A 19,650-nucleotide genomic window follows, 5' to 3' on the forward strand; every position below is an offset into this window, starting at 1 on the left:
GTTCGTCGTGGATCGGGCAATAAGGTCAGAAAGCGATGCCGAGCGTCAGATACGGGCGCACGCTGTGGTTGCGCAGCCCGTACGCGACGTCGACGTTGATCGGGCCGACCGGGCTGCGCCAGCGCGCGCCGATGCCGACACCCGGATAGAACACCTTCTCGCCCCACGCATCGGTCGCGGTGCCGATGTCGAAGAACGTCGCGGCGCCCCAGTCGCGGTTAAACCAGTGCTGGTATTCGGCGGTGCCCGTCATCAGGTACTTGGTCGGCAGCACGGAGCCGGCGACGCTGTTGCCGATGCTCTGGTAGCCGTAGCCGCGCACCGAGTTCGAGCCGCCCGCGCGGAACAGCAGCGACGCCGGCACGCCGGTCGAGCTGCCGCTCGTGAACACGCCGCCGAGCTCCGCGCGGAACACGAACAGGTCGCGCTTGCCGATCGGCACGTACTGCTGGCCGCGCGCGTAACCGCGGATGAAGGTCTGGTCGGTCAGCACGCCCTTGATCGCGAAGCCGGCCTCCGCGTGGATCAGGTTGCCCGAGCGCGGGAACAGCGGATCGTCGACGTTGCGGCGCGTCCACGACCACTGCGGCACCAGCGCGCGGCTCGTGGTCGGGCCCGCGCCGTTCTGGTCGAGCCGGTCCTGGTAGTACATCAGCGAGTACGCGTAGTCGATGAACTGGCCGGTGCGCGTGCGCTGCGCGCCGATCCGCGCGCTGTAGATGCGCGTGTCCGACACGTTGGTGTTCGTGTACGACGCGAGCACGCTGTTGGTCCACCCTTTCTCGCCGGGCGGCATCGACAGCTGTACCTGGCCGTACTGCTGGATCTGGTCGACCCGGCCCGACACGGTGAACGGCCATGCGGCGCCGAACGTGTCGAGGTACGTGTACGAGCCCTGCACGTGCGGGCCCGTGTCGGTCGCGTAGCCGACGCCGCCGCGAATGTTGTTGTACGGGAACTCGCTGACCTTCACGTGCACGGGCGTGAGCTCGGGCTTCGACGTATCGTCGCCGACGTCGATCGCGACGCTCGCGTAGTACGGCGTGTTCTGCAGTTGCCGCTGCAGCTCGGTGATGCGCCGCGCGTCGTAGATCTCGCCTTCGGACAGCGGGTTCACGTTGGTGACGATCTTCTCCGGATAGCGGCGCACGCCGTCGACATCAACCTTGCCAATCGTAAATGTCGGGCCGCTGTCGAACGCGACGGCCAGCGTCGCGCGCTGCGTGCGCGGATCGATGCGCGCCTCCGACGACGTGATCTTCGCGCCCAGGTAGCGGCGCGACTGCAATTGCTTGAGCGCCTCGCCCTTTGCGGTGTCCCAGCCGGACTGCGTGAACGGATCGCCGGGCTTCAGCGAGAACGCGAAGCGGGTCGCGGTCTCCTGCTTCGGATCCTCGGTGTCGACGGGCCCCTTGAACGTCAGGTCGACCGTCGACACGACGGTCTGCGGCCCCGGATCGACGGCGACGCGCACGTCGCGCTTGCCGTCGCGCGTGCGCACGTCGGTGCGCACGACCGGCGAAAAATAGCCGGCCGTCGCGGCCAGGTCGCGAACCTGCTGCGGCGTGGCGGTCACGAGGAAGTCGAACTGGTCGTCGCTGATGTCGTCGCGCTTCGCGAAGCGCGCAATATCGAGATGGGCCTTCAGGAGCTTGCGGATCGAGCGCGGCGCGTCGATGTCGACGTCGTACTTCGCGTAGGCCGGCGATACGACGCACGCGGCGAGACAGCCCACGAGGGCGGCCCGGGCCGCGGCAGCGACGCCGCGCCGCGCGCGATCACCCGCGTGCCGGGCCGCGCACGGTTCGCGCGGCGCCGCCTCATGCGCCGGATATGCTTGCTGGTTCGCCTGACCCGCCAAATATGACCTCGCCCTCGGTTGTCATGGTTTCGTGGAAAGCCCTGTATTTGACCACAGGGCGGCATCCCTGCCCGCGCCGGCGCCGCTTTGACGCTTGCGCGCAACGACGCGCGTGACCGGCCGGTCACGCGTGGGCAGTCACGCCGCACGCGCCGGCCAGCGGATTCGACGCGCGATTGCCGCCGGCTGTTCCCCGCGATGCGGTAAAATCCCGCCATCGAGAATCCGGCGCATCGTGCGCCCCCTGAAACGGAAAGCCAAGCCATGCCGTACCAGTCCGACGTCACGCAATTCCTGAATCAGCTCAAGCAACAGAAGCCGACGCTCGAAGCCGAGCAACGCAAGGGCCGCTCCCTGCTGTGGGACAAGCAGCCGATCGACCTCGACGAGCGCGCCGAGCAGCAGGAATCGCGCGTGAAGCAAACGTCCTACGTCTACTACCAGAACTTCTAAGCACGTGAGCGCCGCCGACGAGGCCAGCGCCGCCCGCCAGGACGACGCGATCGCCGCGCCTGCGGGCGCCGATTCGACGCCCGACACGGTCGACGGCGTCGCGGCGTTCGCGCGCCTGTACGGCGAGCCGCTCTTCAAGCTGCCGCAGGATCTCTACATCCCGCCCGATGCGCTCGAGATCTTCCTCGAGACGTTCGAAGGCCCGCTCGACCTGCTGCTTTACCTGATCCGCAAGCAGAACTTCAACGTGCTCGACATCCCGATGGCGCAGGTCACCGCGCAGTATCTGGGTTATGTCGACCAGATCCGCACGTCGAACCTCGAGCTGGCCGCCGAATACCTGCTGATGGCCGCGATGCTGATCGAAATCAAGTCGCGGATGCTGCTGCCGGTCAAGAAGGCCGACACCGGCGAGGAAGCCGAGGATCCGCGCGCGGAGCTCGTGCGCCGCCTGCTCGAGTACGAGCAGATGAAACTTGCCGCGCAGCGCCTCGACCAACTGCCGCAGCTCGGCCGCGACTTCCTGCGCGCCGAGGTCTACATCGAGCAGAGCACCACGCCGCGCTTCCCGGACGTCGATTCGAACGACCTGCGCGCCGCGTGGGCCGACGTGCTCAAACGCGCGAAGCTCGTCCAGCACCACAAGATCTCCCGCGAGGAGCTGTCGGTGCGCGAACACATGAGCCTGATCCTGCGCCGGCTGCAGAATGCGCGCTTCATGGAGTTCGCCGACCTGTTCGACACGTCGCGCGGCGTGCCGGTCGTCGTCGTGAACTTCATCGCGATGCTCGAGCTTGCGCGCGAATCGCTGCTCGAGATCACGCAGGCCGAACCGTTCGCGCCGATCTACGTGCGCCTCGCCTACCTGCCCGCATAACGCGGGCCGCCGCGCCCGCGCTGTCCCCGCACACCGCCACATACCGTATTCCGCCGCCGGGCCCGCCCGCGCGGCCGGCCAGCGGCACGCCCGACTAAAAAGTGAACGACCGTACTTTTTTCGGTGCGCCCGGCGGCCAAATCCTCTACAATCCGCCGACGCCCGATGCGCCGCCCGCGCGCCGGCGTTCTCCGCTTCGACCCCGACGCCGCTGTTGCGGCGCCAACGCGCGCATGCGCGAGGAACCCGCTACCCGATCATGAAAGTCATCAGCTCGATCCAGGAACTGCGCGACCAGTTGCGCGGCCAGAACCGCACGGCGTTCGTGCCGACGATGGGCAACCTGCACGAAGGTCACCTGTCGCTGATGCGCCTCGCGCGCCAGCACGGCGACCCGGTCGTGGCGAGCATCTTCGTCAACCGGCTGCAGTTCGGCCCGAACGAGGATTTCGACAAATATCCGCGCACGCTGCAGGACGACATCGAGAAGCTGCAGAAGGAAAACGTCTACGTGCTGTTCGCGCCGACCGAGCGCGACATGTATCCGGAGCCGCAGGAGTACCGCGTGCTGCCGCCGGACGACCTCGGCGGGATCCTCGAGGGCGAGTTCCGCCCCGGCTTCTTCGCCGGCGTGTGCACGGTCGTCACGAAGCTGATGTCCTGCGTGCAGCCGCGCGTCGCCGTGTTCGGCAAGAAGGACTACCAGCAGCTGATGATCGTGCGCCGGATGTGCCAGCAGCTCGCGCTGCCGGTCGACATCATCGCGGCCGAGACCGTGCGTGACGAGGACGGCCTCGCGCTGTCGTCGCGCAACCGCTATCTGACGACCGACGAGCGCAAGGAAGCGCCCGAACTCGCGAAAACGCTGCAGCGTGTGCGCGACGGCGTGCTCGGCGGCGAACGCGACCTCGGCAAGCTCGAGCAGACCGCGCGCGCGCACCTGGCCGAGCGCGGCTGGGCGCCCGACTACATCTCGATCCGCCGCCGCGCGAACCTGATCGCGCCGAGCGCCGCCGAGCTCGAAGCCGGCGAGCCGCTCGTCGTGCTCGCGGCCGCGAAGCTCGGCGCGACGCGCCTGATCGACAACCTGGAAATCTGACGGGCCGCCCGCCCTCGCCTCTCACGCATCACGGAGATACCATGCAGCGCCACATGCTCAAATCGAAGATCCACCGCGCGGCCGTCACGCACTGCGAGCTGCATTACGAAGGCTCGTGCGCGATCGACGAAGACCTGCTCGAAGCGGCGAACCTCGTCGAAAACGAACGGATCGACATCTGGAACATCAACAACGGCGAGCGATTCTCGACGTATGCGATCAAGGGCGAGCGCGGCAGCGGGATGATCTCGCTGAACGGCTCGGCCGCGCGCCGCGCCCAACTCGGCGACCTCGTGATCATCGCGGCGTTCGCGATGGTCGACGAAGCCGAGCTGCAGGCCGGCTGGAAGCCGAAGCTCGTGTTCATCGACGAAGGCAACAAGATCAAGGGCCACCGCGATCACGTGCCGACGCAGAACTGGACCTGATCCACGCGGCCGCCGGCGTGTCGCGACACGCTGGCTTGTTGTATCGCGGCGCCCCGCGCGCCGTTGCTGCCGGTGTCGTGCAGCCGTAGACGTACGAAGGGCCTGATCCGGCGCGATGCCGGATCAGGCCCTTCGTCATTCGATCGAGTTCGCCGCTTCTCCGCCGCTGGGTTGGGCCGGGTTGGGCCGGGTTGGGCCGGGTTGGCCGGGTCCGCCCGGGTTCGCCCAGCCCGGTCAGGACGCCTTGCCGACCTTCTCCGCTTTCGGCGCGCGCCGCTCGGCCCATTCGACGATCGGGCGCCACTGCTCGAGATCCTTCTCGACGCGGCTCTTCGCGACGTCCCACAGCGTCAGGCCGTGCGCGGCGATCTGCACGTAGTTCTGCGTGTCGCGCACGTAGCCGAGCACCGGCAGCCCGAGCCCCTCGACGAAACGATGCAGCTGGTCGGACGAGCGCGTGCGCGCGTCGACCCGCATCCCGACGATCCCGACCTCCACGCTGCCCTTGCGCACGGCCTTCTCGCCGGCGAGGCGCTCCAGAAACTGCTGGGTCGCGAGGATATCGAACATCGACGGCTGCAGCGGCACGATGATCTTGTCGGCGAGCTGCAGCGCGACGCTGAGCCGGTTGCCGTGCAGGCCGGCCGGCGTGTCGATCACCGCATATTCGAGGCCGCGCGGCGGCTTCGACGGCGCGTCCGGATCGAGCGCCCACGCCTCGATCGCCGGCAGGCCGGCCGGCCGCAGGTCGAGCCACGCATGCGCGGACTGCTGCCGATCGAGATCGGCGAGCGCGACCCACGCGCCCTGCGCCGCGAAATAGCCGGCAAGATTGGTGGACAGCGTGCTCTTCCCCACGCCGCCCTTCGGATTCGCCACCACGATGACCGTCATGAATTCCCCCAAAAAGCCGCGCGGCGCCTGCCGCCTCGCAGGCGCCGCTCGATTGCGGATACAGGGAGCGATGATATCGGCAAACGGGGGGTCACCGGAACGGGTCGCGCCGATGCCCGCCCCGTTTATGCGGTGCGCGTCGCGGTGCGCGGTGCGCCGAGCGCGAACGCGCCGCCACCCAGCAACGCCTGCACGGCCAGCGTGACGGCCCAGAACGCCGGGTATTCCCAGCCGCCGTGCGGCGACCCGAAGCTCCAGCCGTTCGGCAGATGCGCGGACACCGCGCCGAGCATGAACGGCAGCAGCACGAGCGCGACGACGCGCACGCGGAAGCCCGCCAGCAGCGCAAGGCCGCCGGCCAGTTCGACGAACGTCGTCACGTACGCGAGCCAGCCCGGCAGGCCGATCGACGCGAAGAACTGCGCGGTGCCGGGCAGCGTGAAGACGAACACCTTCTGCGCGACGTGCGCGAGATACAACACGCCGAGTGCGACACGCAGCAGCGTCGCGCCGAGATCGTTGAGGCGATTGGGGTTCATGGCGAAATCCTTCGTGAGTGGCTGAGAACGGATGCACTCTATTCGAATCGATTCGGCCGATAAACACGCACCAGCGCTTTAATTGATTCCCAACGAGAACGAATCAGGCCATAAAAAAGGGCATGACCGATCATGCCCTGCGTCGTCCTGTCTCGGCTACGGCTGTCAGCCGCCGCTCTTGCCTTGTGTTGCGTCGCCCGAGCCGGCCGGACCGCCGCCCGGTGCATACGAGTCGCACGCGTGCGCAAGCGCCGACGCGCCCAGCAGCGCCGCGAGCAGCACGCTCAACCACCATCGAGCCTTCATCGTCGCGCTCCTTCGGGCGGACCTCCGCCCACCTGAGTTGTACGCGATCCTGCGCAAAATGCCAGGCCGGCCGCGCCGTGCGTCAGCGGAATTCGGCATACAGCGCGCGCAGGTCGAGATGCTCGGCGAACGAATCGGCCAGCCGCTCCAGCGACGCTTCGCGCAGCGCCGGATAGTCGATGCGTTCCGCGCCGTCGAGCCCGGCCCACGCGAGCAGCGCCGCGCACGCGTCAGGCGCGTCGAACAGCCCGTGCACGTAGGTCGCGAGGATCTGCCCGTCGGCCGACACCGCGCCGTCCGTGCGCACGGCGCCCGGTGCGTCGCCCGCCGCCAGCGTCAGCGCGGGCGCCGCGAGCGCCGGCCCGCGCGTGTCGCCCATGTGGATCTCGTAGCCGTGCACGGCGGCCGCGCCGGGCAGTGCGAGATGCCCGGTCACGTTCTTCAGCGTCTTGTCCGGCTGCAGCGTCGTGTCGAAGTCGAGCAGCCCGAGCCCCGGCACGCTGCCCGGCGTGCCCTCGAGGCCCAGCGGATCGTCGAGCGTGCGGCCGAGCATCTGCATCCCGCCGCAGATGCCGATCACCTTGCCGCCATAGCGCAGGTGCCGGCGGATCCCCGCGTCCCAGCCCGTGTCGCGCAGCCACGCGAGATCGCGCTGCACGCTCTTCGAGCCGGGCAGGATCAGCAGGTCGGCGTCCGGCACCGGGCCGCTCTTCCAGTACGTGAACTCGACCTGCGGATGCGCGCGCAGCGGATCGAAATCGGTGTGGTTGCTGATCCGCGGCAGCGCGGGCACCACCACGCGCAGCACGCCGGCGTCGCCGCGCGCGGCGGCGCTGCGTGCCTGCGACGGCAGCATGTCCTCGGCGTCGAGCAGCAGCCCGTGCAGGTACGGCAGCACGCCGAACACCGGCTTGCCCGTCTGCGCGCGCAGCCAGTCGAGGCCCGGTTCGAGCAGCTTGATGTCGCCGCGAAAGCGGTTGATGACGAAACCGCGCACGCGCGCACGCTCGCTGTCCGACAGGCACGCGAGCGTGCCGACCAGATGCGCGAATACGCCGCCGCGATCGATGTCGGCCACAAGCACGACCGGGCAGTCCACGCGTTCGGCGAAGCCCATGTTCGCGATGTCGCCTTCGCGCAGGTTGATCTCGGCCGGGCTGCCCGCCCCTTCGACGAGCACCGTGTCGTAGCCGGCGCGCAGCCGCGCGTACGATTCGAGCACCGCGTCGAACGCGACCGGCTTGTAGTCGTGGTACGCACGCGCATCGAGGTTCATGCGCGCCTTGCCGTGAATGATCACCTGCGCGCCGCGATCGCTCGTCGGCTTCAGCAGCACCGGGTTGAAATCGGTATGGGGCGCGACGCCCGCGGCGAGCGCCTGCAGCGCCTGCGCGCGGCCGATCTCGCCGCCGTCGGCCGTCACCGCGCTGTTCAGCGCCATGTTCTGCGGCTTGAACGGCGCGACGCGCGCGCCCGCGCGGCGCGCGAGGCGGCACAGGCCCGCGACGAGCGTGCTCTTGCCCGCGTCGGACGTCGTGCCCTGGATCATCAACGTGCCGCGCGGCGGCGCTTCGGGTGCGTTCATCGTGTGCAAGGTCGTGGCGAAGCAAAGGCCGCATTATCGCCCGCGCCGCCGCGCGTGCGCCGTTACAATCACGCGATGATTCCGCACGACCTCACCTTCGTCCTCGGCGGCGCGCGCTCGGGCAAGAGCGCGCACGCCGAGCGGCTCGCCGCCGACAGCGGCCGCTCCGTCACCTATATCGCGACCGCAACCGCGAGCGCCGCCGATGCCGAGTTCGAGCAACGCATCGCGCATCACCGCGCGCGCCGGCCGGCCAACTGGGGCTTCGCCGACGCGCCCGTCGACCTCGCCGGCACGCTCGCGCGGCTCGACGATCCGCGCGCGTGCCTGCTCGTCGACTGCCTGACGCTGTGGCTCACGAACCTGCTGTGCCCGCTCGACGGCGAGCCGCTCGACGACGCGCAGTACGCGGCGCAGGTCGAGCGGCTCGAACACGCGTTGCGCAACGCGCGCGCGAAGGTGATCGTCGTCAGCAATGAAATCGGGCTCGGCGTCGTGCCGCTCGGGTCGGTCACGCGCCGCTACGTCGACGAGCTCGGGCGCCTGAACCAGCGCATCGCCGCGCTCGCGACCCGCGTGACGCTGCTGGTGGCCGGGCTGCCGCTCGAGCTCAAGGCCGGAGCGCCGTCATGCTGATGCTGTCGCTGCCCGTCGTCGCGATGCTCGCGGTCGCGGCCGCGATCGTCGATCGCATCGTCGGCGAACCGGCCGGCTGGCATCCGCTCGTCGCGTTCGGCCGGCTCGCCGGCCGCATCGAAGGCGCGCTGAACACGGGGCGGCGCGGCCGCGTGGTCGGCGTCGCCGCATGGGTCGCGGCGGTGGTGCCGCCGGTGGCCGTGGCCGCGTGGCTCGTGGCCGTGCTGCCCTGGCCGCTCGCGGCCGCGCTGCACGTCGCGCTGCTGTGGTTCGCGCTCGGCGCGAAGAGCCTCGCCGACCACGTCGCCCCGATCGCCGCCGCGCTGCTGCGGCACGATCTCGACGCCGCACGCGCGCTGACCGCGCGCATCGTGTCGCGCGACACGAGCGAAGCCGACGAAGGCGCGCTGTCGCGCGCGGCCGTCGAATCGGCGCTCGAGAACGGCAACGACGCGATCTTCGGCGCGCTGTTCTGGTTCGTCGTCGCGGGCGGCCCCGGCGCGCTGCTGTTCCGGCTCGCGAACACGCTCGACGCGATGTGGGGGTACCGCACGCCGCGCTTCCTGACCTTCGGCTGGGCCGCCGCGCGCCTCGACGACGCGCTCAACTGGATTCCCGCCCGCCTCACCGCCGCGAGCTACGCGCTGCTCGGCGACACAGCCGCCGCGTGGCGCTGCTGGCGCACGCAGGCACGCCACTGGGACAGCCCGAACGCGGGCCCCGTGATGGCCGCAGGCGCCGGCAGCCTGAACGTGCAGCTCGGCGGCCCGGCCGTCTATCACGGCGAAATCGAAGACCGTCCCGCGCTCGGCACCGGCGCGAGCGCGACGGCCGTGCACGTGGTCGCCGCGCTGTCGCTCGTCACGCGCACGCTCGCGCTGTGGCTCGCGCTGCTCGTCGCGAGCGGCGCACTCATCCTCGCTACCCATCATGTCTGACGCACGCATCCCGCACGGCGGCAACCTGCACGAAGCCGCGCGCCGCCACGGCATTCCGCACGACGACTGGCTCGACCTGTCGACCGGCATCAATCCGATCGGGTATCCGGTGCCGCCGGTCCCGGCCGACGCCTGGCGCCGCCTGCCCGACGACGGCGATGCGCTCGCCGTGTGCGCGGCCGGCTACTATCACGCGCCCGATGCCGCGCACGTGCTGCCGGTCGCCGGCAGCCAGGCCGCGATCCGCGCGTTGCCCGCGCTGTTGCCCACCGGCGACGCCGGCGTCGCGGCACTCGCGTATGGCGAATATGCGCCGGCCTTCGCGCGCCACGGCCATCGCGTCGTGCCGCTCGACATCGACGCGAACGTGTTGCCTGCAACGGTGCGTCACGTCATCGTCGGGAATCCGAATAATCCGACCGCCGAATGCGTGCCGGCTGAACGGCTGCTCGGCTGGCATGCGCAGTTGTCGGCACGCGGCGGCACGCTGATCGTCGACGAGGCCTTCGCGGATACGGGCGCCACGCCCTCGCTCGCGCAGTACACCGATCGTCAGGGTCTGGTCGTGCTGCGCTCGGTCGGCAAGTTCTTCGGGCTCGCCGGCATTCGCGCGGGCTTCGTGCTCGCGCATCCCGACCTGATCGCCGCGCTGCGCGACGTGCTCGGCGCATGGACCGTCAGCGGTCCTGCGCGTCATGCAGTGACCGCCGCGTTCGCCGATCGCGCCTGGCAGGCGGCCGCGCGCGAACGCCTCGCGACCGACGGCGAACGACTCGCCACGCTGTTGCGCACGCACGGCTTCGCGGTGCACGCGACACCGCTCTTCAGTTGGACCGACGACCCGCGCGCTAGCGCGCTGCATGCGGCGCTCGCCGCGCGCGGAATCTGGACGCGGTACTTCGCGCAACCGTCGAGCGTGCGCGTCGGCCTGCCGGGCTGCGAAGCCGAATGGCGGCGCGTCGCCGGCGCGCTTGCGGAGTGCGTCCCGATGCTGCAACAGGTATCCGCATGAACGCTCGCTTGTCGCGCCTGTTGCGACCGCTGCCGCCGCTCGCGATGCTGGTCGCGCTCGCGCATGCTCCTATCGCGCACGCCGACGTCACGGCCCGCGACGATGCCGGCAATACCGTCACGCTGCCCGCCCCGGCGCAGCGCGTGATCAGTCTCGCGCCGCATGCGACCGAACTGGTCTACGCAGCCGGCGGCGGCGCGAAGCTGGTCGGCACGGTCACGTACAGCGACTATCCGCCCGCCGCGCAGGCCGTGCCGCGCGTCGGCGACAACAAGGCGCTCGACCTCGAGCGGATCGCCGCGCTGAAGCCGGACCTGATCGTCGTCTGGCGGCACGGCAATGCCGAACGGCAGACCGATGCGCTGCGGGCGCTGCACATCCCGTTGTTCTTCAGTGAACCGAAACATCTCGACGACGTGGCGACGTCCCTGCGCCAGCTCGGTACGCTGCTCGGCACGGCGCCGGTCGCCGACGCGGCCGCGGCATCGTTCTCGCGCGACATCGCGGCGCTGCGCGCACGCTACGCGGCGCGCGCCCCCGTCACGATGTTCTTCCAGGTATGGGACCGGCCGCTGACGACGCTCAACGGCGCGCACCTGTTCAACGAAGTCATTGCGCTGTGCGGCGGACGCAACGTGTTCGCGGCGCTGAAGCCGCTCGCGCCGAGCGTCACCGACGAGGCCGTGCTCGCGGCCAATCCGGAAGCGATCGTGACGACGAGCGCCGGCGCGACGCGCTCGGACGCGCCGCTGCCGAGCCTCGCGCGCTGGCGTGCATGGCCCGCGCTGACGGCCGTGGCACGCAACAACCTGTTCGCGATCGACGGCGATCTGCTGACCCGGCCGTCACCGCGAATCGCGCAAGGCGCGGCCGCGCTGTGCGAGGATCTCGACGCCGCGCGGGCGCGGCGGCCGGCGCGCTGATTCCGGGCTTCGAAGCGCTTCCGCGTATGCGCTTCAGGCGAGCATGCGCTTCGCCTACGCGTCCCAGTGGACGAGTTCCCACGTGCGTGCGGCACCATCCACGCGCAACCACACGACGCCGGCCGTCGGCACCGGTCGCGACAGCAGCGTATCGAGCGGCACACGCAACGCGTGCGCGGCGAGCACGCGAATCACGCCTGCATGCGTGAGTACCCATTGCGGCGCGTCGGTCTGCGCGACCGCGTCCGCGAGTCGTGCGACACGCGCGGCGAACCGCGCAACGCTTTCGCCGCCATGCGCGCACGCATGCATCAGGTCGGCCGCCCACGCATCGAGCGCGGCGCGGTCGATATCGTCCCAGCGCTGCAGCTCCCACGCGCCGAAGTCCATTTCCTGCCAGCCCGCGTCGCGCCGCAGCGGCACGCGCAACGCCTGCGCGAGCCGCTCGGCGACCGACGCGCAGCGTATCAGCGGGCTCGTCCAGAGCTGCTCGGGCAACGGCGCCCCGAGCGCCGCCAGACGCTCGCGCACGGCCCGCGCGCCCGCGTCGGCCGACGCGGCGAGCGGCACGTCGCTGCGTCCGTAGCACACGCCCGGCTCGACATCGACGGCCGGATGGCGAATCAGGACGAGATCCATCCGAGCACCACCAGATAGATCGCCAGTTCACTCAGTTGCTGCGCAAAGCCGAGACAGTCGCCGGTATAACCGCCGATCCGCTTCACGAAATAGCGGGCCACCCATGCCCGCACGAGCACGAGCGCGACGAAGGCCGCGACACCCGCGCGCCAGTCCGGCCACAACAGCCACGGCAGCCCGAATGCGGCCGCGACCCACGCCGCGCGCGCACCCATGCGCTGCGCGACCGGCTTCGCCTTGCCCTCCGGCCGAACGTAGTCGAGCGACATCAGCAGGCTCACGGCCGCCGCCCGGCTCGCCGCATGCGCGGCGACCATCGTCCACGCGGCGCGCAGCGGCGGCATGGCCGCGAGCGCCTGCCATTTCAGGCCGAGCGTGACCACGAGCGCGGCCGCGCCGAACGTGCCGATGCGCGAGTCGTGCATGATCCGCAGCACGTCTTCGCGCGTATAGCCGCCGCCGAACGCATCGCAGCTGTCGGCCAGGCCATCCTCATGGAACGCGCCGGTCGCGAGCAGCGTCGCGGCCATCGACAGGCCGACCGCGATCGACGCGGGCAGCACGCGCAGCGCCGCGAGATAGACGAGCGCGCCCCACGCGCCGACGCATGCGCCGACGAGCGGGAAGTAACGCGCGGCCTGATCGAGATCGCCGGCCGCGTAGCCGATCGCGCGCGGCACCGGCACGCGCGTGAAATAGCCGAGCGCGACGAAGAAGTAGCGCAGTTCGGCACGTACGCCGCCGCGCGCGCGCTCAGGCGTCACGATTGTCGACGCCCGCGGATTCGAAGCTCGCCATCTCGGTGAGGAACGCGGCCGCCGCGCGCACCAGCGGCAGCGCGAGCGCGGCGCCCGTGCCTTCGCCGAGCCGCAGGTCGAGCGCGAGCAGCGGCTTCGCGCCGAAATGCTCGAGCATGCGCCGGTGGCCGGCCTCGTGCGACGCATGCGAGAACACGCAGTAATCGCGCACGCCGGGCGCGATGCGCTCGGCAACGAGCAGCGCGGCCGTCGCGATGAAGCCGTCGACGAGGATCGTCATCCGCTCGCTCGCGGCCGCGAGATACGCGCCCGTCATCATCGCGATCTCGAAGCCGCCGAACGTCGCGAGCACGTCGAGCGGCGCGATCGCGTGCGAATGCCGGACGAGCGCGCGGCCGAGCACCGCGCGCTTGTGCGCGAGCCCCTGGTCGTCGAGGCCCGTGCCGCGCCCCACGCACGCGTCGATCGGCACGTCGAGCAGGCGGCTCATCAGGCACGCGGCCGACGACGTGTTCGCGATCCCCATTTCACCGAAGCCGATCACGTTCGTGCCGAGCGACGCGTGCAGGCGCACGCGCGCGGCACCGGCCGCGAGCGCCTTCGCCGCCTCGTCGCGCGTCATCGCGGGTTCGGCCGCGAAGTTGCGCGTGCCGCGCGCAACCGGCAGCGACACGAGCCGGTCGGATACCGGCAGCGGCGACGCGACGCCCGCATCGACGATTTCGAGCACGCACTGCGCGGCACCCGAGAACGCATTGATCGCCGCGCCACCGGCCAGGAAGTTCGCGACCATCTGCGCGGTGACCGCCTGCGGATACGGGCTCACGCCCTCGGCCGCGATCCCGTGGTCGCCGGCGAACACGATCGTCACGGGACGCTGCACGTGCGGCCGCTCGGTGCGCTGGATCAGGCCGATCTGCAACGCGATCGCCTCGAGCTGGCCGAGGCTGCCGGGCGGCTTGGTCTTGTGGTCGATCACATGCTGCAGGCGCTTGCGCAGCGCGTCGTCGAGCGGCGCGATCGCGGGCGGGAAGTCGGTCGGATTCGTCATCGGAAGGTTTGCCTCGTTGGCGCGGCCGGTGCCGCGCATCGAAAGAAGGAAGTTCATCGCCGCTCGGGCCACGCGGGCAGCAGCGCGTCGCGACCGTTCTCGCGGATCAGCACGAGCGGGTAGCCGAACGCGTCGCTCGCGCGCGCCGGCGTCAGCACGTCGTGCACGGGGCCCGCCCACGCATGGCCGCGGCCGTCGAGCAACAGCGCGTGCGTCGCGAAACGCCGCGCGAGATTCAGGTCGTGACACGAGAACAGCACCGTGCGCGGGCCCGCGTCGAGCCATGTGCACAGCGCGGTGAGGCCATCGATCTGGTGATGCAGGTCGAGATGGGCGAGCGGCTCGTCGAGCAGCATCAGCGGCGCATCCTGGCAGAGCGTCGCGGCCAGCGCGACGCGCTGGCGCTCGCCGCCCGACAGCGACAGCACGTCGCGCGACGCGAGCGCGCCCAGCCCGAACGTCGCGAGCGCAGCGCGCGCAGCCGCGCGGTCGCCGTCGCGCTCCCAGCCCCAGCCGCCGAGATACGGAAAGCGGTTGAGCAGCACCGTGTCGAATACCGTCGCGCTGAACGCGTCGTGCAGTTGCTGCGGCATCAGCGCGCGGCGCCGTGCGAGCTGTTCGGGCGGCCACGCGGCGAGGGGCACGCGGTCGATCTCGACGTGGCCGCCGGTCGGCTGCCGCAGGCCCGCGAGCGTCGCGAGCAGCGTCGTCTTGCCTGCGCCGTTCGGCCCCGCGACGCACCAGATCTCGCCGGGCCGGAACGCCTGCGTGAAGCCATCGAGCAGCGTGCGTTCGCCGGCCTTCAGCGTCAGGTCGACCGCCGCGCAGGTCATGTCGCCGGCGGTGTGCGGTGCGGCGTGCGTCATCGCATCGGTCTCCTCAGCAACATCCACAGGAACACCGGCACGCCGATCAACGCGGTCATCACGCCGACCGGCAATTGCGCGGGTGCGATCGCGGTGCGCGCGAGCAGGTCGGCCGCCATCACGCCGCCACCGCCCGCGAGCATCGCGGCGGGCAGCAGCATGCGCTGGTCGTTGCCGAATGCGAGCCGCAGCGCGTGCGGCACGACGAGGCCGACGAAACCGATCGTGCCGGCCGTCGTCACCGCGGCCGCGGCGGCCAGCGACGCGACGAGGTAGATCCGCATGCGCAGCCGCGCGACCGGCACGCCGAGCGCGAGCGCGGTCGCGTCGCCGCGCAGCAGTACGTTGAGTTGCGGCGCGGCCGGCAGCGCGACGCATGCGGCCAGCAGCAGCGCGCCCCATGCGAACCAGGGCGCCGTCACGCCGTTCAGATCGCCCGTCAGCCAGAAGATGATGCCGCGCAGCCGCGCATCGGGCGCGAGCGACAGCAGCAGCGTGACGAGCGCGCCCCACCCGGCCGCGATCACGACACCCGTGAGCAGCAGCCGCGGCGACGCATCGCGCGAATCACCGCGCCCCAGTTCGCGGCGAGCCAGCCCGAGCACGAGCGCGACCGACACGAGCGCGCCGGCGAACGCGGACGCATCGACGAGCCACCACGCGGCGCCCGCGATCATCGCGACGAGCGCGAAGCCGGCCGCCCCGCCGGATACGCCGAGCACGTACGGCTCCGCGAGCGGATTGCGCAGCAGCACCTGCAGCAGCGCACCGGCCAGCGCGAGCAGTGCGCCGCAGGCGAAGCCCGCGAGCGCGCGCGGCAGCCGCAGCGTGCGCACGATGTCGGCGAACAGCGCGTCGCCGCCGTGCGGCACGAGCGACGCGAGCGCCTGCCACGGCGACATCGGCACGCTGCCGATCGACAGCGACGCGACGAACAGCAGCGCGACCACGGCCGCGAGCGCGGCCCAGATCGACGCGGCACGCGCGGCGCTCATGCGGTGCACGACATCGTGCACGACGCACGATGTCGTCGCTTGTCGCCGTTGCCGGCCGTGCGCGGCGCGGGCGTCGCGCCGCGGCGTGTTGTAGGCATACGCAAGCTCGTCATCCTTGTTGAGCAGGTTGTTGATGCGTGCACGGACGACCGGTGATCCCGAACAGCAGCGCGACCACGGCCACGAGCGCGGCCCAGATCGACGCGGCACGCGCGGCGCTCATACGGCGCACGAGGCGTCGTCATCGCGCGCGGCAAGATTGACGACACCCTCGTCGCGGCGCCGCGTGCCGCCCGAGTCATTGTGCGCACGGCTCAGGCGCCACGCGCCGTCCAACGCGCGATTCGCCGCCATCGACGCACGATACCGCGTGCGGCGATCGGCCCCCCCGAATCCGCGTTTCGCCGCGCGCGTCGCGCGACGTGGCGGCAGGTCCCGCGTCGGTCGAGCCGACGCGACGCCATCGCGCAGATGGCCGCGCACACGGCCGCGATCCGCCGAACCGCACGTTCGCGCGGCCGACGTTCTGCGCAATATAGTGGAAGCCGCCCCATCGGGTCGACCGGCGTAGCGCTCGCGTCACCGTCGAGCACGATCGGCTCGGCAACGGCGACTTCCGGCGACAACGGTGCGTCAGCACGCCGCGCGACGGATCGCGGCGCCGCGTGACGCGCGACGTGCGACGTCGCCGCTCCGGACGGATCGGCGTACGCCGCAGCCCGCGCGACGGCGGCAAGCGGCACACCGCGGCACGCACCGAACGCCCGGCGAACGATTGGGGTCAGCATCGAAGACAAGTCCCGTGAAGCACTGCGCGCCCCGCTTCCCCGCAGGCCGCGCGTCATGAAGCCGTGCAGGCTCCTCGCCTCGGCCGGTATCCGGGCTGGCGGCGTACCGGCTCGCCTTCCCGCGCGTTTCACGCGCAGTGGCCCGCGCCCGTGTGCGACCTGCACGCGAAACGCGCCCGAGCCGGCCTGCGTCATGCGACGCGGCCGCTTACCGTTGCGGGGGCAGCGCAGGTTGGCGATCTCCGTGCGGAGCACGCGCCCTGCTTCCCGTTTAACCGCGCGACACACGCGCGAGCACCGAGGCGGCGCCAGTTTAGGAGCGGGCCGCACGAGCGTCAAGAAAGCGCCCGGACGCATGCCGGGAGCGCGTCGGACGCGCATATTCGCGGCAAGAAGCGGGGGTGTTACGACTGGAAACGTTACAGATGTCGGAATGCGCGTTATTCCGCGCTAAAATGCTGGGTCTTTAGAGGACGCAGCAGATGCTCAACGAACTCGAAACTTTATCTCAAAATATTGGCCGTCTGATCTCGCTGAACAAGCGCTATCACTCGGAACGGCTCGCGCTCGAGGAGCAGGTCGCGCAAATGCGCGCGGAAGCGGACACCGTCCGCGCGGAACTCGCGCAGCTGCGCGACGAACGCAATGCACTCGCGGCGGAGCGCGACACGCTGTCGGCAAAGATCGACGACGCTCAGGTCAAACTGAACGCGATTCTCGAAAAGCTGCCGCGCACGAAGAGCGCCGAGCAAGCCGACAACCAGCTCGATCTGCTGGATGCGCAGGCGCGCCCGGATAGCGACGACGCGGCCAGCCACGGAGAACATGCATGAGCACCAAGCAGATCGAAGTCTCGATTCTCGGTCAGCCCTATCGGCTCGCCTGCTCGGCCGAGACCGAAGCGGCGCTGCTCGAGGCCGTCGCGCGCGTCGATGCCGAAATGTCGAAAATCCGCTCGAACAGCTCGGTGCGCGGCACCGATCGCATCGCGGTGATGGCCGCCCTGTCGCTCGCATCCGAATTGCTGCGACTGCAAACGAGCGTGCGGCACGGTGAAGCATTTCCGGCGGAAGAAATCCGTCGTACAATGCACCAGATGAACGAACAGCTCGGCGCGGTGCTCGCACAGCACGAGACGCAGTAACGTTTGATCGATGTGTCGATTCCCCTTGATCTCAGCGATCAACGGTGGTCAAATTGGCGCAACGAAACACAGTTCAGTCAGCTTCCCTGCCTGGTTCGCCAAGGTCATATATTCCTTGAACCAATGCCATGTGCACGGTTGCGGAAATTTGTAGCACGGGCGCGCGCGTCACTCTGTCTGATGTACCCGAAGTGCTGCTAACTGCGACCAATTCTGAACCTCAGGTTCAGGATGCCGGCCTAGCGGCCAAGGTGGGGACCTATTCAACGGCATCGGGGCTTCCCGATGCCGTTTCCTTTTCAAGGTCTGTCTGCATGCCGAACGCGTATGCAGCCAGGCCGTCACGCCCTTTCTGCATCGATCACGATCCATGCAATACTGGCTGATGAAGTCCGAACCGGACGAAGCAAGCATCGACGATCTCGCCCACGCGCCGCAGCACTCGCTGCCGTGGACCGGCGTGCGAAACTATCAGGCGCGCAATTTCATGCGCGACACGATGAAGATCGGCGACGGCGTACTGTTCTATCACTCGAGCTGCCCCGAGCCGGGCATCGCGGGCCTTGCCGAAGTGTCGTCGACGCCCTACCCCGATCCCACCCAGTTCGATCCGAAAAGCCCGTATTACGATCCGAAGTCGACGCAGGAAGCACCGCGCTGGCTGCTCGTCGACGTGCGCTTCGTGAAAAAGTCGCCGCTCGTGCCGCTCGCCGCGCTGCGCGAACACGACGAACTCGCCGACATGCGCGTGCTCGCACGCGGCAACCGGCTGTCGATCACGCCGGTCACGCGCGCCGAATGGCGCTTCATCACCGAAAAGCTGATGAAGTAGGCACGCGCAGCAGGCGCACGCAGTAGGCGCGCGCAGCAGGCACGCACAAGCCAAACGTCAAATCCCGTCAACACGCGCCACCGCCACGGAACTCGCGGCGCGTTCGCGCGGCCTAAGCAACCGCTGTCGCCCGATCTGGCCGACGGCCGTATTTTCGTCGCGCGGCACGCCCGCGTCGCGCACGCGTGATCCGCGTGCGCGCCCTCGCACAAGGAGTCCAACAATGACCAAGAAAACCGCACTCGCGCTGTCGCTCGCCCTCGCCGCCGCCGTGCCCGTCGCGCTGACGCTCGCGTCGCCGGCCGCGCATGCGCAGGCCGCGAACCCGCACTTCCCCGAGCCGGCGGGCGTGCTGTCGCTGTCGTCGCAGGCCAGCGCCGACGTGCCGCAGGACATCATCCACATCACGCTGTTCTACGAACAGCAGGCGAAGGACCCGGGCAGCCTCACGTCCGCGCTGAACCAGCGCGCCGATGCCGCGCTCGCGCAGGCGAAGGGCGTGTCGGGCGTGACCGCGCACACCGGTGCGTTCTCCGTGTATCCGAGCACCGATCGCGACGGCAAGATCTCCGCATGGCGCGGCCGTACCGAAGTCGTGCTCGAATCGCGCGATTTCGCGGCGGCGTCGAAGCTCGCGGGCCAGCTGTCGAACCAGATGCAGATCGCGAACGTCGAGTTCTCGCTGTCGCCCGAAGCGCAGCGCGCGGCCGAACAGAAGCTCACGACCGAAGCGATCAAGTCGTTCCGCGCGCGCGCGGACGAAGCCGCGAAGGCGTTCGGCTACGGCAGCTACTCGATCCGCGACGTCAACGTCGGCGGCGGGCGCAACGTGCAGCCGTATCCGCGCATGATGGCGATGGCCGCGGCGCCGATGGACGCGAAGATGAGCGCACCGATCGCGGTCGAAGGCGGCAAGGCGACCGTGTCGGTCACGGTCAACGGCTCGGTGCAGATGAAGTAACGCGCATCGCGCCGCACCTCCGCAGATGCGAAAACGCCGGCCCGAGGGCCGGCGTTTTTTCGTTT

At 70.0% G+C, this 19,650-nt stretch carries 22 protein-coding genes, 1 other RNA gene and 1 riboswitch; of the genes, 13 read left to right on the top strand and 10 right to left on the bottom strand.

What is annotated here, in order from left to right:
* Window positions 1–25: 25 nt before the first annotated feature.
* Complete coding sequence (locus SB771_RS05030; RefSeq protein WP_175660259.1) at window positions 26–1,861, bottom strand: autotransporter assembly complex protein TamA; 1,836 nt, start codon at window positions 1,859–1,861, stop codon at window positions 26–28.
* A 264-nt stretch (window positions 1,862–2,125) separates the two neighbouring features.
* On the opposite strand from SB771_RS05030, the gene SB771_RS05035 reads away from it, so the two are divergent.
* From SB771_RS05035 to panD, 4 genes are all read left to right on the top strand, one after another.
* On the top strand, window positions 2,126–2,314 hold the full coding sequence (locus SB771_RS05035) for a DUF3460 family protein (protein ID WP_006761252.1): 189 nt from the start codon (window positions 2,126–2,128) through the stop codon (window positions 2,312–2,314).
* 4 nt (window positions 2,315–2,318) lie between these two features.
* Window positions 2,319–3,191, top strand: coding sequence for a segregation and condensation protein A (locus SB771_RS05040; RefSeq protein WP_011657657.1), 873 nt, complete (start codon window positions 2,319–2,321; stop codon window positions 3,189–3,191).
* 259 nt (window positions 3,192–3,450) lie between these two features.
* On the top strand, window positions 3,451–4,290 hold the full coding sequence (panC, locus tag SB771_RS05045; protein ID WP_011657658.1) for a pantoate--beta-alanine ligase: 840 nt from the start codon (window positions 3,451–3,453) through the stop codon (window positions 4,288–4,290).
* Between the two features lie 41 nt (window positions 4,291–4,331).
* Window positions 4,332–4,718: an aspartate 1-decarboxylase gene (gene panD / locus SB771_RS05050; protein WP_006754524.1), complete on the top strand. Its 387-nt coding sequence runs from the start codon at window positions 4,332–4,334 to the stop codon at window positions 4,716–4,718.
* A gap of 234 nt (window positions 4,719–4,952) precedes the next feature.
* Here panD and SB771_RS05055 read toward each other — a convergent pair whose 3' ends face one another.
* The 4 genes from SB771_RS05055 to SB771_RS05070 form a co-directional block, all read right to left on the bottom strand.
* Window positions 4,953–5,612, bottom strand: a complete 660-nt coding sequence (locus tag SB771_RS05055; RefSeq protein ID WP_175660260.1) for a ParA family protein — start codon at window positions 5,610–5,612, stop codon at window positions 4,953–4,955.
* A gap of 125 nt (window positions 5,613–5,737) precedes the next feature.
* On the bottom strand, window positions 5,738–6,151 hold the full coding sequence (locus SB771_RS05060) for a DoxX family protein (protein ID WP_011657660.1): 414 nt from the start codon (window positions 6,149–6,151) through the stop codon (window positions 5,738–5,740).
* Between the two features lie 165 nt (window positions 6,152–6,316).
* Window positions 6,317–6,457, bottom strand: a complete 141-nt coding sequence (locus tag SB771_RS05065; protein WP_012364465.1) for a hypothetical protein — start codon at window positions 6,455–6,457, stop codon at window positions 6,317–6,319.
* Window positions 6,458–6,539: 82 nt separating this feature from the next.
* On the bottom strand, window positions 6,540–8,042 hold the full coding sequence (locus SB771_RS05070; protein WP_175660261.1) for a cobyric acid synthase: 1,503 nt from the start codon (window positions 8,040–8,042) through the stop codon (window positions 6,540–6,542).
* Window positions 8,043–8,117: 75 nt separating this feature from the next.
* Between SB771_RS05070 and cobU the strand changes: the two genes are divergently transcribed.
* From cobU to SB771_RS05090, 4 genes are read left to right on the top strand one after another with little or no spacing between them, the layout of a single operon-like run.
* Window positions 8,118–8,678, top strand: coding sequence for a bifunctional adenosylcobinamide kinase/adenosylcobinamide-phosphate guanylyltransferase (cobU, locus tag SB771_RS05075; protein ID WP_126228327.1), 561 nt, complete (start codon window positions 8,118–8,120; stop codon window positions 8,676–8,678).
* A complete protein-coding gene (gene cbiB / locus SB771_RS05080; protein ID WP_175660262.1) occupies window positions 8,672–9,616 on the top strand; it encodes an adenosylcobinamide-phosphate synthase CbiB in 945 nt (314 codons plus the stop codon). The genes cobU and cbiB overlap by 7 nt, the downstream gene beginning before the upstream one ends.
* Window positions 9,609–10,628, top strand: coding sequence for a threonine-phosphate decarboxylase CobD (cobD, locus tag SB771_RS05085; RefSeq protein WP_175660263.1), 1,020 nt, complete (start codon window positions 9,609–9,611; stop codon window positions 10,626–10,628). The genes cbiB and cobD overlap by 8 nt, the downstream gene beginning before the upstream one ends.
* Window positions 10,625–11,551, top strand: coding sequence for a cobalamin-binding protein (locus SB771_RS05090; RefSeq protein ID WP_175660264.1), 927 nt, complete (start codon window positions 10,625–10,627; stop codon window positions 11,549–11,551). Before cobD ends, SB771_RS05090 begins: the two co-directional genes overlap by 4 nt.
* 54 nt (window positions 11,552–11,605) lie before the next feature.
* Here the strand turns inward: SB771_RS05090 and cobC are convergent, their stop codons facing one another.
* Genes cobC through SB771_RS05115 form a run of 5 tightly spaced genes read right to left on the bottom strand, consistent with a single transcriptional unit; the run spans window position 11,606 to window position 15,860 of the window.
* Window positions 11,606–12,190, bottom strand: coding sequence for an alpha-ribazole phosphatase (gene cobC / locus SB771_RS05095; protein WP_175660265.1), 585 nt, complete (start codon window positions 12,188–12,190; stop codon window positions 11,606–11,608).
* Window positions 12,175–12,954, bottom strand: coding sequence for an adenosylcobinamide-GDP ribazoletransferase (locus SB771_RS05100; RefSeq protein ID WP_175660266.1), 780 nt, complete (start codon window positions 12,952–12,954; stop codon window positions 12,175–12,177). The genes cobC and SB771_RS05100 overlap by 16 nt, the downstream gene beginning before the upstream one ends.
* Window positions 12,944–13,999: a nicotinate-nucleotide--dimethylbenzimidazole phosphoribosyltransferase gene (gene cobT / locus SB771_RS05105; RefSeq protein ID WP_175660267.1), complete on the bottom strand. Its 1,056-nt coding sequence runs from the start codon at window positions 13,997–13,999 to the stop codon at window positions 12,944–12,946. Before cobT ends, SB771_RS05100 begins: the two co-directional genes overlap by 11 nt.
* 53 nt (window positions 14,000–14,052) lie before the next feature.
* Complete coding sequence (locus tag SB771_RS05110) at window positions 14,053–14,865, bottom strand: ABC transporter ATP-binding protein (protein ID WP_175660268.1); 813 nt, start codon at window positions 14,863–14,865, stop codon at window positions 14,053–14,055.
* The gene (locus tag SB771_RS05115) at window positions 14,862–15,860 is read right to left on the bottom strand and encodes a FecCD family ABC transporter permease (RefSeq protein WP_006761136.1); all 999 of its coding nucleotides are present in this window, start codon (window positions 15,858–15,860) and stop codon (window positions 14,862–14,864) included. Before SB771_RS05115 ends, SB771_RS05110 begins: the two co-directional genes overlap by 4 nt.
* An 851-nt stretch (window positions 15,861–16,711) precedes the next feature.
* Window positions 16,712–16,965, bottom strand: a riboswitch (cobalamin riboswitch).
* 165 nt (window positions 16,966–17,130) lie between these two features.
* Between SB771_RS05115 and SB771_RS05120 the strand changes: the two genes are divergently transcribed.
* From SB771_RS05120 to SB771_RS05140, 5 genes are all read left to right on the top strand, one after another.
* Complete coding sequence (locus SB771_RS05120; RefSeq protein ID WP_006750007.1) at window positions 17,131–17,481, top strand: hypothetical protein; 351 nt, start codon at window positions 17,131–17,133, stop codon at window positions 17,479–17,481.
* Entirely contained in the window at window positions 17,478–17,792 is a 315-nt protein-coding gene (locus tag SB771_RS05125) for a cell division protein ZapA (protein ID WP_006478091.1), read from the top strand. Before SB771_RS05120 ends, SB771_RS05125 begins: the two co-directional genes overlap by 4 nt.
* Window positions 17,793–17,872: 80 nt before the next feature.
* A non-coding RNA gene (gene ssrS, locus SB771_RS05130) (6S RNA) lies at window positions 17,873–18,054 on the top strand.
* 108 nt (window positions 18,055–18,162) lie between these two features.
* Window positions 18,163–18,624, top strand: a complete 462-nt coding sequence (locus SB771_RS05135; protein WP_006750008.1) for an EVE domain-containing protein — start codon at window positions 18,163–18,165, stop codon at window positions 18,622–18,624.
* A 223-nt stretch (window positions 18,625–18,847) separates the two neighbouring features.
* On the top strand, window positions 18,848–19,585 hold the full coding sequence (locus SB771_RS05140) for an SIMPL domain-containing protein (RefSeq protein ID WP_011657672.1): 738 nt from the start codon (window positions 18,848–18,850) through the stop codon (window positions 19,583–19,585).
* Window positions 19,586–19,650: the final 65 nt, after the last annotated feature.

The sequence above is a fragment of the Burkholderia sp. SIMBA_051 genome, assembly GCF_046534915.1.
Lineage (GTDB): Bacteria > Pseudomonadota > Gammaproteobacteria > Burkholderiales > Burkholderiaceae > Burkholderia > Burkholderia ambifaria.